Below are 13010 nucleotides of genomic sequence, written 5' to 3'. Positions count from 1 at the left end.
ATGTCTTCTCCGATTCTTCGGCAAGCGCTGCCCCTGACCGAAACGCAGCAACGCCGTGCGCTTTGGCGTCTTTGTGTATTTCATATATTTATTATTTGCGCCAGTAATTACCTCGTACAGCTAAACTTCCAGATTTTTGGTTTTGAAACCACTTGGGGGACGTTTAGCTTTCCGTTCATTTTCTTAGCCACTGATCTCACGGTTAGAATTTTTGGGGCTTATTTAGCTCGAAGGATTATTTTTGTCGTGATGTGGCCTGCTTTGCTATTGTCCTATGTGATATCGGTGCTGTGGCAGGATGGCGTCTGGCAAGGATGGGCTAATTTAGGGGTGTTTAATGTGTTTGTCGCGCGCATCGCTTTAGCCAGCTTTGCGGCCTATATCGTGGGCCAATTTTTGGATATAACAGTGTTCAATCGCTTACGTCGTCTGCAAAACTGGTGGGTAGCGCCTTCAGCCTCAACGATTCTGGGCAATGCAATTGATACCCTAGTCTTCTTTTTTGTAGCCTTCTATCGGAGTCCCAATGCCTTCATGGCCCAACATTGGTTTGAAATCGCTGTCTTAGACTATATCGTCAAAATTACCGTGTGTGGCGTGTTCTTTTTACCCGCTTACGGCATGCTGTTGAGATTTTTAAGTCAAAAATTAGCGCAGAACTATACGCCTCAAGCACAAGGGTAAGGTCACTATTGGCAGCGGCTTTCATCATGAGAACCGCTGCCTTCTGCTGTGCTTAAGGAATTAAAATGGTGGAGGCCGTCGTTTGTCTTGTAGTCAGGGCTTCATGCGCTTGTGCCACCTCTGTAAGCGCAAATTCCTGACCGATCTCGATCTTCACGTCACCCCTTTGGACAACCTCGAATAAATCATCTGCTGCCGCTTGCAGCCGCTCACGGGTGGCGACATAAGTGCCCAGCACAGGACGAGTCACAAACAATGAGCCCTTGTTGGCTAAAGTACCTAAATTAACATTGGTAACGGGGCCTGAGGCATTGCCATAACTCACTAATAAACCCAAAGGTTGCAAGCAATCCAAGGACGTCATGAAGGTATCTTTACCTACGCCATCATAAACCACAGGCACTTTTTGATGATCAGTGAATTCAAGGACTTTTTGGACCACGTCCTCTTGGGTGTAATTAATCATTTTCCAAGCGCCATGCTGTAGCGCCAAATCGATCTTGGCTTGTGTTGAAGCCGTACCAATCACCTTGACCCCGAGCGCTTTGGCCCATTGCGTAGCAATCAAACCTACCCCACCGGCCGCCGCATGTAGCAAAATCGTTTGATCCGCCTCCACACGATAGGTCTGGCGCAGCAAATACTGTGCTGTCAGACCCTTGAGCATCATGGCCGCGGCTGTTTTAAAATCAATCTGCTCAGGCAGTTTAACCAGGCAACGCGCGGGAATATTACGAAATTGCGCATAAGCACCGATGGGACTTTGACCGTAGGCGACACGATCCCCTACCTTGAACTCCGTCACACTCGAGCCCACCGCCGTGACTACACCGGCTGCTTCAAAACCTAAACCATGCGGTAAATCATGCTTATACAATCCTGTCCTAAAATAGGTATCTATATAGTTAAGCCCGATGGCTTTTTGTTCGATCTGCACCTCTTTGGGGGCGGGTGCCGCTAACTCGACCTCGACGGTTTGCAGAACCTCTGGCTCTCCGTGTTGTTGGATGATAATTTGTTTGGTCTTCATGCAACTCTCCTCATCACTACGCTAAAGTTGTGTAACTTTTGGCTAACATCAATAATGTAGCCAGAAAAACTGCTATAAACAACATGACATTGGTTCCTTAAGCAGTTAGAATAATACAGATATTGACAGCTATTTATTCATTGATTACCCGTGTCTGCGCGCCATATATACGACCCACACAATAACGATCAAAACGACCTTAGCGTCGGTTTTTTGATGCGTATTATCACGGTCTCTATCGAACGCAAACTTGATCAAGAACTGCAACCACTTGGCCTCACCGCCGCTCAATGGAAGCCCCTTGCCTTGATTGGTCGTGGCCGCGTCAAAACAGCGACCGAGTTAGCTCGCCGACTCGAAATTGATTCTGGGGCCATCACACGTTTACTCGATCGCCTCGAAAAAAAGGGTTTAGTACGACGCTGCACCAGTCAGACAGATAAGCGCGTCACTAACTTATACCTCACGGACAAGAGCCAACAGATTAACGATCAGATTTCAAACTCCATCGAAAAAGTGCTGGATGCACATTTTGATGAACTAAGCCCAGAAGAACTTGATACGCTACGCAGCATTCTCAAAAAAATCATCGCCCGGGTACGTCCGCACATTCTTAAGCCAATAGACACAGCCCACAAAACTAAGAGCAAATCGCCTTCTACTACCGCAACGTCTTCCTCTACGTCCTGTTAATTGCCCCTTATACTATAAGGGGCCATCTACAGGCTACTTACGGCCAATCAAAGAGCCCAAAACGCCTCGCAATAAATGCCGTCCTGCCAAACGAACTTCACTTTTGACAATTTGCTGTACCAAACCATCACGCCGTCCACCTCGGGGTCCCGTCGAACCGACCATCAAATCTTTGAAGGCGTCCATCCAACCGCCTGACTCTTCGGTAGGCGCAGCCACGGCTTGCCCGTTTTCTGTTTTTTGGGCGGTACGCTGTTGCAACACCTCATAGGCCGACTCACGATCAATACTCTGCTCATATTTATCAGCAAACGGTGATTGCCGACGAATTTGCGCCAACTCTGTTGGGCTAGCGGGACCGATTTGACTGCCCGGTGCATACATCCATACTCTTTCAGTGACGGCTGGATTCCCTTTGGCTTCTAAGAAAGACACCAGAGCCTCACCAACACCTAGTTCTGTGATGGCCTGGGAAATATCGAGCTTAGGATTCGGACGCATGGTATCGGCCGCTACTTTGACCGCTTTTTGGTCTTTTGGTGTAAACGCCCGTAAGGCATGTTGAATACGATTACCCAACTGCCCCAACACACTATCCGGAATATCTGAAGGACTTTGTGAAATAAAGTACACCCCTACGCCTTTGGAACGAATCAAACGGACGATTTGCTCGATACGTTCTAATAAAACTTTGGGAATGTCGTTAAAGAGCAAATGCGCTTCATCAAAAAAGAAGGCAAATTTTGGAATCTCTAGGTCGCCCACTTCTGGTAAGTGCTCATAAATTTCTGCCAGTAACCACAATAAGAAGATGCTATAAAGCTTAGGCGATTGCATTAACTTATCGGCGGCAAGAATATTGACCACCCCCTTGCCGTCTACCTGGCGCATCAAATCGTGAATATCGAGCATAGGCTCACCAAAAAAGTGATCAACACCCGCACTCTCGAGCTCTAATAAACGACGCTGAATAGCACCTATCGAGGTCTTCGCAATATTGCCATATTCACTGCGCAACTCGGACGAACGCTCATCGATATTTTGCAGCATAGCCTTGAGGTCTTTGAAATCCAGAATCAGCAAGCCTTCATCATCGGCCACCCTAAAGAGCACATGCAAAATACCCGTTTGAGTTTCATTCAAATCCATGATCCGAGCCAACAGTAATGGACCCATATCAGAAACTGTTGCCCTCACTGGATGGCCTTTTTCAGCATAGAGATCCCATAACACCGTTGGGCATGCGCCCCAATGAGGCGTAGGCAAATTGTGCTGTGCTCGACGTTCTTGCTGTTTGGCACTGTCTTGGCCAGCGATCGCGATGCCCGTCAAGTCGCCTTTGACATCGGCCATAAAGACTGGAATACCTAACTCCGAAAAGGCTTGTGCCAAGACCTGTAAGGAGACCGTTTTACCCGTACCAGTGGCACCAGTAATAAGTCCATGGCGATTGATGAGTTTAGGAATAATCGCAACTTTTTGCTCTGAATTCTGACCAACAACGACTGGCTCCGCCATAAAAATTCCTTAGTAAATACATGTAATCCTTCTAGGTTTGCACATTTTATAAAAAAAAAGTCTAACTCGGGTTAAAATTTATTATTAATTTTCACATCTATTTCACAACTATACGAGAGAGTTCATACCATATGGCAGGTCATAGTAAATGGGCTAATATCCAACACCGTAAAGGGCGCCAAGATGCCAAACGTGGCAAAATTTGGACCAAAATTATTCGCGAAATTACCGTAGCAGCCCGTGCTGGCGGTCCTGATCCCGCTGCTAACCCCGCTCTACGCATGGCTTGGGACAAAGCCACGGCGGCAAATATGCCTAAGGATAATATCCAACGCGCAGTGGCCCGAGGTAGCGGTGCCACAGACGGTGCTAACTATGAATCTATTCGCTACGAAGGCTACGGCGTCGCTGGCGCGGCTGTTATTGTCGACTGCATGACAGATAACCGTACGCGCACGGTTTCTGATGTGCGCCATGCCCTCACCAAAAATGGCGGTAATCTAGGCACCGATGGTTCTGTGACGTTTATGTTCAAGCATTGCGGCCAATTTATTTTTGCCCCTAATTCTGACGAAGAAAAAATCATGGAAGTCGCTCTAGAAGCCGGGGCCGAAGACATTCAAACCGATGATGAAGGTGTCATTGAAGTCATTTGCGAACCGAGTGATTATGCCACTGTGCGTGATGCCTTTGAAGCAGCAGCGCTTAAACCCGAGGTTTCTCGCGTCTTTATGAAGGCGCTCAATGAGATTGAACTCGAAGGCGCCGAGGCCGAAAAAATGCAAAAAATCCTCGACACTCTAGAGGACTTGGATGATGTCCAAGAGGTCTATACCAATGCGGTCATAGACATCGATTAATTCACTTTTGTTTTAACCTTGTTACTACTTAGAGAACTTTCATGAAGATTTTAGTGGTCGGCGCTGGCGGACGCGAACATGCCTTGGCCTGGAAAATTGCTCAATCACCCCAAGCGACTGAAGTGTTTGTGGCACCAGGTAACGGTGGCACCGCATTGGCGCCCAATCTGCACAATATCAACGCAAAATCGGCGCAACAATGTCTCGAATTTGCGCTTCAAGAAGGTATTGATTTCACGGTAGTAGGCCCAGAAGCCCCGCTGGCAGCGGGTATCGTGGATCTCTTTCGTGCCAATGGACTCGCTATTTTTGGTCCTAAGCAGGCCGCTGCCCAACTTGAAAGTTCCAAAACCTTTGCCAAAGAGTTCATGCAACGGCATCATATTCCGACGGCCGCCTATGCCGTCTTTAATGATGCCCAACAAGCTCATGACTATGTACGGCAACAGGGAGTCCCCATTGTCATCAAAGCCGATGGTTTGGCTGCCGGTAAAGGGGTTATTGTCGCCGAAACGCTCGAGCAAGCAGATCAAGCGATTGATGATATGCTAGGCGGTTTCTTTGGTCAGGCGGGTGCCAAAGTGGTGATCGAGGAATTTCTTACTGGCGAAGAAGCCAGTTTTATTGTGATGGCCGATGGCAAACATGTCTTGCCTCTAGCCTCCAGTCAAGATCATAAGCGTCAGCTCGATCACGACCAAGGCCCTAATACCGGTGGTATGGGCGCTTATTCACCAGCGCCCATTGTTTCCGAAGTATTGCATCGTCGCATTATGCAAGAAGTGATTGAGCCCACCATGCAAGGTATGCTCAAAGATGGCATCGAATATACGGGTTTTTTATATGCGGGTTTAATGATTGGTGAGGGTAACGACCAAGAACGCCCTATAAAGGTATTAGAATTCAATGCCCGTATGGGTGACCCCGAAACACAACCAATTATGATGCGCTTACAAAGCGACTTTGTGGCCCTATTACAGGCGGCCCAAGAACAACGTTTAGACCAAATTCAAGCGCAATGGGATCCACGCCCAGCCATTGGGGTGGTGATGGCCGCTTACAACTACCCCGTTGAACCGCGCACGGGCGATAGCATTACCGGTCTGCCCGAAGATCAAGCTGATTGCGTTGTCTTTCATGCAGGCACGGCGTTGGCCAACAAAGCCGCCAATAGTCAATTGCTCACGAGTGGTGGTCGTGTCTTATGTGTCACAGCACTCGGCCAAGACCTCGAAGCCGCTCGTGATCGAGCTTATGCCACGGTTCAAGCCATTCATTTTGAAGGCGCGCAATACCGTAGCGACATTGCTTGGCGTGCGCTCAAGCAAGCCTAATTGCCTATGACCAAACAAGCCAATAAAATCGGCCTTTTAGGGGGTAGTTTTAACCCGGTACACTTAACGCATGTGCAGTTAGCCTTGGCGGCTTGGCAACAATTGAGCTTGCAAGAGGTGCAATTACTGCCAGCGGCACAACCTTGGCAAAAAGACCCGCTAGAGGCCAGCACCACCGACAGAGTGGCCATGCTTAGATTGGCGATTCAAGACTATCCACAACTGCACATTAACACCACAGAAATCGAGCGTGGTGGCCCCACCTATACGATTGATACCGTTAGGGCCTTACCCAAGACGCACGAGTACGTCTGGATCATGGGCAGTGACCAATTACAGAATTTTTGTACATGGAATGGTTGGCAAGAAATTGTTGAGCTTGTGTATTTAGCTGTCGCCAAACGCCCCGACTATGAACTTAAATTGCCTGCACCACTGCAACAGCATTTGCAGCACCTTAAGCGTCCAGTCTATTTAATTGATTTTGCTGAGCACGAAGTCTCCTCTACCGACATTCGACAAACACTTGAGCAGCATCGTTTTCCTGCTCACAAAATTCATCCCGACGTCTATCGTTACATTCAAGAACATCATCTTTATCAGAATTAATTATGGAATTAAGCAAGTTACAGCGTTTAGTGATTGATGCGCTCGAAGATGTTAAAGCCACCGATATCAAGGTCTTTAACACTGCAGATATGACGAGCCTATTTGATCGAATAATTATTGCTAGTGGGACCTCTAACCGTCAGACACGTGCCTTGGCTCGTAGTGTGTTCACTGCCGCCCGTGACAAAAATGTTGACGTCATCTCTATTGAGGGTGAAGACACTGGTGAGTGGGTGGTCTTGGATTTAGGTGATATTGTGGTGCATTGTATGCAACCCGCTATTCGCCAATACTATAATTTGGAAGCTATTTGGGGTGGTAAGCCTGTACGTGTTAAATTACTGCCGCACTCCTTAACTAAGCCAGAAAGCCCATTTAGCCAATTTGATCCCCAAAATCCATGAAAATTTTGATCGTGGCGGTTGGCCAAAAAATGCCTGATTGGGTCAAAACTGCCAGTGATGAATACCTAAAGCGTCTGCCTAGTAACGAATACCAGATAACTTTGCGAGAAATCAAAGCCGAACCTCGCAACACAGGTAAAACACCACAGCAACTGATGCAAGCCGAAGCTCAACGCATCCTGGAGGCTGTTCCTAGCGATTATGAACTATGGGCGCTGGATGAGCACGGCAAGGATCTCAATACCATGCAATTAGCTGAGTGTATGCGCAGCTGGCAAACTCTCAATCAAAACGTAGCCCTGGTGATTGGTGGCCCTGATGGTCTTGATAAACAGCTCAAGCAAGCCGCCAAGCGCTTGCTACGCTTATCTTCATTAACGCTCCCTCATCCCATGGTACGCGTGATTTTGGCAGAGCAATTGTATCGAGGCTGGAGTATTCTCAATAACCACCCTTATCATCGTGCCTAATCCTCTCATCCTATGACACAGTTACTGGCTCCGTTTGCCCCTCTGTACTTGGCGTCTAACAGTCCACGCCGTCGACAAATCCTGGAACAACTCGGTATTGTTCATGAAGTACTGAAGATACCCAGTCCTGCGGGCCAGGCCGATGAACCAATCTTGGCGGGCGAAGCGGCCGAAGACTATGTGCAACGCACAGCCCAAGAAAAAATGCAAGACGCTTTGTTCTACATTCAGCAACAAGCACTGTCGCCCAAAGCCGTCCTCTGCGCTGATACCTGCGTCATGCTGGATCACAAGGTAGTAGACAAGGCACGCAGTGATGCCGATGTGCGCCAGTCCCTTCACACCCTTTCGGATACTTGGCACCAAGTACATACTTATGTAGTGTTACAGTCCCATGAACAACGTTTGGAATGTCGAAGTGTTAGCTGGGTCAAGTTACAAAAGCTCAGCGCCACTGACATCGAACATTATGTTCGTAGCCAAGAGGGGCTAGGCAAGGCGGGCGGTTATGCGGTACAAGGCTTGGGCGCAGCCTTTATAGAAGCCATCAAAGGCAGTTATAGCGGCATCATGGGTTTACCTGCACATGAGACCTGGCAGCTACTGCAGCGCCTCAACGTTTAGGTGCTACTGGGCGCGATTTTGCGTGATAAGGCCTTAGGTAAAGGGAATGACACGTTTTCTTCGATACCATCCATTTTGCGAACCGCAATCGCCCCTAATTCCTTGAGTCGAATAATCACATCTTGCACCAAAACTTCTGGTGCCGATGCCCCAGCAGTAATACCAATGTTTTGTTTGTCATGCAACCATTCTGGCTTGATGGAATCTGGCCCATCGATCAAATAGGAAGGACAGCCTAGTCTTTCGGCGACTTCTCGTAAGCGATTAGAGTTAGAGCTATTGACGCTACCCACAACAAAAAATACATCACATTGAGAGGCGATTTTTTTGACGGCATCCTGACGATTTTGGGTGGCATAACAAATATCACTTTTTTTGGGTTCAGCGATATTAGGGAAACGCTTTTTGAGAGCGCTCGTCACCAATGAGGCATCATCGACAGACAAAGTGGTTTGCGTTACATAGGCTAGGTTCTCGGGATCATCTACGACTAATTGCGCAACATCCTCGGGCGTTTCTACTAAGTGCATACGGCCTTTGGCCTGCCCCAGCGTCCCTTCAACCTCGGGGTGGCCACGGTGACCAATCATGATGATTTCTTTGCCTGCATTGTGCATTTTTTTGACTTCCATATGCACTTTGGTGACAAGTGGGCAGGTCGCATCGAATACCTGTAGACCACGTTGTTCAGCCTCCTGGCGCACACTAAGGGGCACACCATGCGCGGAGAACACCACGATGGAGCCCTTGGGCGCTTGATCCAACTCGTCAATAAAGATAGCCCCCTTGTCACGCAAGGATTGCACCACAAAGCGATTATGCACAATTTCGTGACGTACATAAATAGGCGCGCCATGCAACTCTAAGGCCCGTTCGACGATATCAATAGCACGGTCAACCCCAGCACAGAAGCCGCGCGGCTCTGCTAAGAGGATTTCGGAACGATTATCCTGTGTCATTTAGAGTACCCCAATAATCGAAACATCGATTAACAGGTCAATCCCTGCCAAGGGATGATTAAAGTCAAATAAGGCTTTATCGCCTTCCCAACGGCGGAAATAACCTGAGTATTTAGCGCCATTAGGGGCTGTAAATTCGACCAAGTCATTGTCATTGAATTCGGCCTCTTCACCCGCATTCTCGGCTAGCATTTGGCGGCTAACGTACTGATATAACTCGGGGTTGCGTAGACCATAGGCCTGTGCAGCGGGAACCGTAAAACTCTTTTGCTCGCCCTCGTGCATACCAATCAAGGGTTGCTCCATTGCTTCTAACCACTGTCCTGCGCCCATTTGCAGGGTTGAAGGCTGGCTACTAAAGGTCTCAATAAAGGTTTCGCCTTGACCTGAGCCTGAACCTAGACGAATTCGATAATGCAAAGTGACATAAGAATCACCATGGACAATTTGATTCACGTTTGAAATTTCCTGACAACTGATTCTGTATAGTGAACACCATAAAAGGCATTTATTTATAACTTGTTATTTTACCGATTATGAGTGATTTACGCATGAATTCCCGTATCGATCAGCCACGCGAAAGACTACTACAACATGGACCCAAGGTATTAACTACCTCAGAGCTACTCGCCCTGATTCTGGGCACAGGTATGTATGGCTGCAATGTGGTTCAGTTTTGTAATCAGTTATTAAACCACTTCGGTAGTTTACGCAAACTTCTAAACGCCGAAAGTAAGCAACTCCAAGACATTAAGGGTCTAGGTGCCGCCAAAACCTGCCAACTCTTAGCCATTAAGGAGTTAGCCAATCGTTGTCTGCACGAGGAACTCAAAATTGGCGTGGACCTACACAGATCCGAGGTAGTCAAGCACTACTGCTGCAGTCGCTTGGGTGATCTCACGATCGAGCACTGCATTGCGCTGTATCTCGACAGTCAGTACCGCCTGATTTGCAGCGAAGACATTTCTCAAGGCACATTAAGTCAAACCTCCGTCTATCCTCGAGAAGTCGTAAAATCTGCCCTCAAGCATCATGCAGCCGCTGTCATAATGTCACACAATCATCCTTCGGGTCTGCTATATCCGAGTACGGCTGACTTGCAATTGACGCAACTGCTTAAGAACTCGCTTAAATTGGTCGACGTTAAGCTGCTCGATCATGTGATCGTAAGCGGCGGCAAATCTTATTCCATGGCCGAACAAAATCAAGTCTAAGCGCTTGGCGACTGTCTACTAACCCAAATCTGTTGCAAAAACAGCGACTTAAATCATTAACTCGAACGTTCAGATCTTTACTGAAAGGACTAAATAGGTATATAATGTTGCGTTTAAGGATACGTAGCTGAAGCTATTGTCTACTTATCGTCACTTATTTAATGAGCTTTATAGTTGAGCTATATAGATGATGAGCAATAAACTTATCATCAGCGTTAATTTTGAGTTGATTGGCTTACCACCCGGCTAATTAATTATGCATTTTTAGTGAATGATAGCTAGTATTTCTTTGGCCGGCGACCCAACTATTTTGATTAGGATTTATTATGAAACAAGGCATTCACCCAGAATACCGTGATGTTGTGTTTTTGGATCAACAAACGGGCAATAAAGTCATTATTCGTTCAACAGCACCTACTCGTGAGACTATCGATTTAGACGGTCAAACTTACCCGCTTTACAAATGTGACGTCACCTCTGAATCCCATCCATTCTACACAGGTGCACAAACTCGCATCGTCGAAGCCGGTCGCGTCGAAAAATTCCGCGCTCGTTTCGCTCGCACTTCTGGTGCATTCAAAAAGAAAGCTGCAGAATAATCAACGCCATCTAAATAATCTGACTATAGGCTATTTAGCTATTGTTTTGCATCCCCAAAAGGTAACCATCAGGTTACCTTTTTTGTTGTATATCACATTTCATTTATATTCTTGCCTTTCCTCCAAGACGTCCCAATCACTCTTCACCTAGGACAGTCCTTCGGGGCTCAGACGGTGGCTGCTTTTACTGTTTCAGCCACTGATATAGAATATAATGACTCAGAAAATCATGACGGAATCGCTTTGTGAGCTACGTACCCAAAAAAACGCCTGCTAGGCTTAATAAACTTGCCACCCCTTTTATCCCGCGTTGGGTTTTGGTATTACTGGCGGTGGTGTATATTTTTGCGGGTTTGGGCTTTAGAGATGCCTGGAAAACCGATGATGCGGTCGGTTTAGCAACTATTCTTAGCTTTTGCAATGAGGTTCCGGCTCATTCTTGGTTAACGACCTATATTGGTCAATATCCTCATGTCGACGACGGGCCATTATTAATTTGGATTGGTGCTCTATTCGTCAAGCTTTTTGCCCCTCTTTTTGAACTCTTTAATCGTCCTTTACAAGCACAGATCCAAGCAGTACGTTTAGCCAACTTTTTTTACATTACGGTGCTGCTCTGGTGTAGCTGGCATAGTTGTCGAATTCTAGCGCGCCGCGCCGAAGCGCAACCTTTGCCATTACCTTTTGGGGGCGAACCGCACAAAACCGAATACAGTCGCACTATCGCCGATTGCGCTTTCTTTTTTATTATTGCCAGCATTGGTATCGTGATCCGTATGCACGAGACCTCGACAGCCCCCTTAATCATCGCTGTCAATGCCCTCACCTTTTATGGTTTAGTGTTATTTTTGGTGTATCCAAGACGCGCATGTCTAGTGTTTTTATTGGGTCTTAGTGCAAGCTTTTTTGCACGCGGCGTCGTGACTTATATTCCACTATTTTTATGTGGTCTAATTTGCTTGTTCTATCCTTTTTATAGTCCTAAACGCCGCCGTGCGATCGCCCTTATATTAATTTTCAGCCTACTCTTAGTAGCTCTCTGGTGCTGGCAGGTACACCTGCAAAATCCTGCTTGGTTTGAGCTTTGGTTGTCCAACACAGCAGAGGCCTTTGGGACTCAGGTATTTAGACAATTTGCGCAAAGCATCCGCGACTTATTGTGGTTTACATGGCCCGCTTGGCCATTTGCCATACTGGCCTTATACCAATGGCGCAAATGGTGGTATGCACCGCATATCTTTTTACCACTCTTTTTAGTAATCAGTCATTGTGTCTTATTTACGGTCTTAGCTGAGCCGTTTGAACTGGAATTCGCGCCGATTATTATTCCCATCGCGATCTTAGCCTCTATGGCCTTACCTACCCTCAGACGAGGTGTTTTTAATACCTTGGACTGGTTCAGTATCATGATTTTGTCCTTGAGCATGGTCTTTATTTGGGTCGCCTGGTTTGCCTATTACACGCCTTATATTCCGGAGTTACATCACAATATTGATCGTCTTATCCAAGGTTTCGAAGCTAGTATCCATTGGCCTGCGGTTTTGTGTGCGGTCGTTATTACGCTGATTTGGTTATTGTTGATTGTTTGGCGTTTGCACGCCAAACCCACCGCTATTTGGCGCGGTGTGTTGCTGGCTGCAGTGGGTTTGACCAGTGCCTGGTGTTTATTATTGTCACTATGGTTGCCTGCCGTAAATTATCAACGCAGTTATGTGGCGTTGAGTGCCGACTTGGATCGTGCCATCAGTCGCCATGTCGCGCCCGATCAATGCGTCAGTAGTACGGGGTTGGGAGACGGTCAGCGCGCGCTCTTTTATATTTATAAGCATCTGCAATTTAGCGACAGTTTATTTTGCCCTTGGGTCTTGGTCCAAACTACCCTACCTAAGGTCCGCGACGAACTCTCGCCTTTTGCCACCCTAGGCAAAACAGTCTGGCAAGGCAATCGCAGCAGCGAACGCCATGGTGAAATTTTCCAATTAATTAGCTTACCTTCACTCAAATAATTATTT

The 13010-nt window shown here is 47.2% G+C and carries 15 protein-coding genes; 11 read left to right on the top strand and 4 right to left on the bottom strand.

Annotation, left to right across the window (positions count from 1 at the left end; all coding sequences use genetic code 11):
• Positions 1 to 684 (top strand): 7-cyano-7-deazaguanine/7-aminomethyl-7-deazaguanine transporter, encoded by a 684-nt coding sequence (locus tag Q335_RS0100555; protein ID WP_051532186.1) that lies wholly within the window; start codon positions 1 to 3, stop codon positions 682 to 684.
• Between the two features lie 52 nt (positions 685 to 736).
• On the opposite strand, the gene Q335_RS0100550 is transcribed toward Q335_RS0100555, so the two are convergent.
• On the bottom strand, positions 737 to 1714 hold the full coding sequence (locus Q335_RS0100550) for a quinone oxidoreductase family protein (RefSeq protein ID WP_028356950.1): 978 nt from the start codon (positions 1712 to 1714) through the stop codon (positions 737 to 739).
• 216 nt (positions 1715 to 1930) lie between these two features.
• Between Q335_RS0100550 and Q335_RS08785 the strand changes: the two genes are divergently transcribed.
• Positions 1931 to 2407, top strand: coding sequence for a MarR family winged helix-turn-helix transcriptional regulator (locus tag Q335_RS08785; RefSeq protein WP_051532185.1), 477 nt, complete (start codon positions 1931 to 1933; stop codon positions 2405 to 2407).
• 33 nt (positions 2408 to 2440) lie between these two features.
• Here Q335_RS08785 and Q335_RS0100540 read toward each other — a convergent pair whose 3' ends face one another.
• The gene (locus tag Q335_RS0100540) at positions 2441 to 3925 is read right to left on the bottom strand and encodes a helicase HerA-like domain-containing protein (protein ID WP_028356949.1); all 1485 of its coding nucleotides are present in this window, start codon (positions 3923 to 3925) and stop codon (positions 2441 to 2443) included.
• A 131-nt stretch (positions 3926 to 4056) separates the two neighbouring features.
• Between Q335_RS0100540 and Q335_RS0100535 the strand changes: the two genes are divergently transcribed.
• The 6 genes from Q335_RS0100535 to Q335_RS0100510 are packed head-to-tail and all read left to right on the top strand — an operon-like array spanning position 4057 to position 8226.
• Entirely contained in the window at positions 4057 to 4785 is a 729-nt protein-coding gene (locus tag Q335_RS0100535; RefSeq protein ID WP_028356948.1) for a YebC/PmpR family DNA-binding transcriptional regulator, read from the top strand.
• A 41-nt stretch (positions 4786 to 4826) separates the two neighbouring features.
• Positions 4827 to 6119 carry a phosphoribosylamine--glycine ligase gene (purD, locus tag Q335_RS0100530; RefSeq protein ID WP_028356947.1) on the top strand — a complete coding sequence of 431 codons (1293 nt, stop codon included), beginning with the start codon at positions 4827 to 4829 and terminating at the stop codon, positions 6117 to 6119.
• Positions 6120 to 6125: 6 nt separating this feature from the next.
• A complete protein-coding gene (gene nadD, locus Q335_RS0100525) occupies positions 6126 to 6728 on the top strand; it encodes a nicotinate (nicotinamide) nucleotide adenylyltransferase (protein WP_028356946.1) in 603 nt (200 codons plus the stop codon).
• A gap of 2 nt (positions 6729 to 6730) precedes the next feature.
• Positions 6731 to 7132, top strand: coding sequence for a ribosome silencing factor (rsfS, locus tag Q335_RS0100520; RefSeq protein ID WP_028356945.1), 402 nt, complete (start codon positions 6731 to 6733; stop codon positions 7130 to 7132).
• Entirely contained in the window at positions 7129 to 7602 is a 474-nt protein-coding gene (gene rlmH / locus Q335_RS0100515; protein WP_028356944.1) for a 23S rRNA (pseudouridine(1915)-N(3))-methyltransferase RlmH, read from the top strand. The genes rsfS and rlmH overlap by 4 nt, the downstream gene beginning before the upstream one ends.
• Positions 7603 to 7614: 12 nt before the next feature.
• Entirely contained in the window at positions 7615 to 8226 is a 612-nt protein-coding gene (locus tag Q335_RS0100510) for a Maf family protein (RefSeq protein WP_028356943.1), read from the top strand.
• Here Q335_RS0100510 and ispH read toward each other — a convergent pair.
• Both ispH and Q335_RS0100500 read right to left on the bottom strand, forming a co-directional pair.
• Entirely contained in the window at positions 8223 to 9185 is a 963-nt protein-coding gene (ispH, locus tag Q335_RS0100505) for a 4-hydroxy-3-methylbut-2-enyl diphosphate reductase (RefSeq protein WP_028356942.1), read from the bottom strand. The two genes, Q335_RS0100510 and ispH, sit on opposite strands and share 4 nt — an antisense overlap.
• Complete coding sequence (locus Q335_RS0100500) at positions 9186 to 9641, bottom strand: FKBP-type peptidyl-prolyl cis-trans isomerase (RefSeq protein ID WP_028356941.1); 456 nt, start codon at positions 9639 to 9641, stop codon at positions 9186 to 9188. It abuts the gene before it with no gap.
• Between the two features lie 95 nt (positions 9642 to 9736).
• On the opposite strand from Q335_RS0100500, the gene radC reads away from it, so the two are divergent.
• The 3 genes from radC (at position 9737) to Q335_RS0100485 (ending at position 13004) form a co-directional block, all read left to right on the top strand.
• Positions 9737 to 10399: a RadC family protein gene (gene radC, locus Q335_RS0100495; protein WP_245588257.1), complete on the top strand. Its 663-nt coding sequence runs from the start codon at positions 9737 to 9739 to the stop codon at positions 10397 to 10399.
• A gap of 326 nt (positions 10400 to 10725) precedes the next feature.
• Positions 10726 to 10998: a type B 50S ribosomal protein L31 gene (locus tag Q335_RS0100490; RefSeq protein WP_028356939.1), complete on the top strand. Its 273-nt coding sequence runs from the start codon at positions 10726 to 10728 to the stop codon at positions 10996 to 10998.
• 245 nt (positions 10999 to 11243) lie between these two features.
• Positions 11244 to 13004: an ArnT family glycosyltransferase gene (locus Q335_RS0100485; protein WP_028356938.1), complete on the top strand. Its 1761-nt coding sequence runs from the start codon at positions 11244 to 11246 to the stop codon at positions 13002 to 13004.
• The last annotated feature ends 6 nt before the right edge of the window (positions 13005 to 13010 follow it).

The sequence above is a fragment of the Brackiella oedipodis DSM 13743 genome (assembly GCF_000621025.1).
Lineage (GTDB): Bacteria > Pseudomonadota > Gammaproteobacteria > Burkholderiales > Burkholderiaceae_B > Oligella > Oligella oedipodis.
Note: the sequence above shows the minus strand (reverse complement) of the source record. Positions and strands in the feature narration are given on the sequence as shown.

Bases quoted from the DNA above. Each gene is read 5' to 3' on its own strand.
- Q335_RS0100510 (WP_028356943.1), top strand. From the start codon at position 7,615: ATGACACAGTTACTGGCTCCGTTTGCCCCTCTGTACTTGGCGTCTAAC.
- radC (WP_245588257.1), top strand. From the start codon at position 9,737: ATGAATTCCCGTATCGATCAGCCACGCGAAAGACTACTACAACATGGA.
- Q335_RS08785 (WP_051532185.1), top strand. From the start codon at position 1,931: ATGCGTATTATCACGGTCTCTATCGAACGCAAACTTGATCAAGAACTG.
- Q335_RS0100535 (WP_028356948.1), top strand. From the start codon at position 4,057: ATGGCAGGTCATAGTAAATGGGCTAATATCCAACACCGTAAAGGGCGC.
- ispH (WP_028356942.1), bottom strand. From the start codon at position 9,185: ATGACACAGGATAATCGTTCCGAAATCCTCTTAGCAGAGCCGCGCGGC.
- Q335_RS0100555 (WP_051532186.1), top strand. From the start codon at position 1: ATGTCTTCTCCGATTCTTCGGCAAGCGCTGCCCCTGACCGAAACGCAG.
- Q335_RS0100490 (WP_028356939.1), top strand. From the start codon at position 10,726: ATGAAACAAGGCATTCACCCAGAATACCGTGATGTTGTGTTTTTGGAT.
- rlmH (WP_028356944.1), top strand. From the start codon at position 7,129: ATGAAAATTTTGATCGTGGCGGTTGGCCAAAAAATGCCTGATTGGGTC.
- rsfS (WP_028356945.1), top strand. From the start codon at position 6,731: ATGGAATTAAGCAAGTTACAGCGTTTAGTGATTGATGCGCTCGAAGAT.
- purD (WP_028356947.1), top strand. From the start codon at position 4,827: ATGAAGATTTTAGTGGTCGGCGCTGGCGGACGCGAACATGCCTTGGCC.
- Q335_RS0100550 (WP_028356950.1), bottom strand. From the start codon at position 1,714: ATGAAGACCAAACAAATTATCATCCAACAACACGGAGAGCCAGAGGTT.
- Q335_RS0100540 (WP_028356949.1), bottom strand. From the start codon at position 3,925: ATGGCGGAGCCAGTCGTTGTTGGTCAGAATTCAGAGCAAAAAGTTGCG.
- nadD (WP_028356946.1), top strand. From the start codon at position 6,126: ATGACCAAACAAGCCAATAAAATCGGCCTTTTAGGGGGTAGTTTTAAC.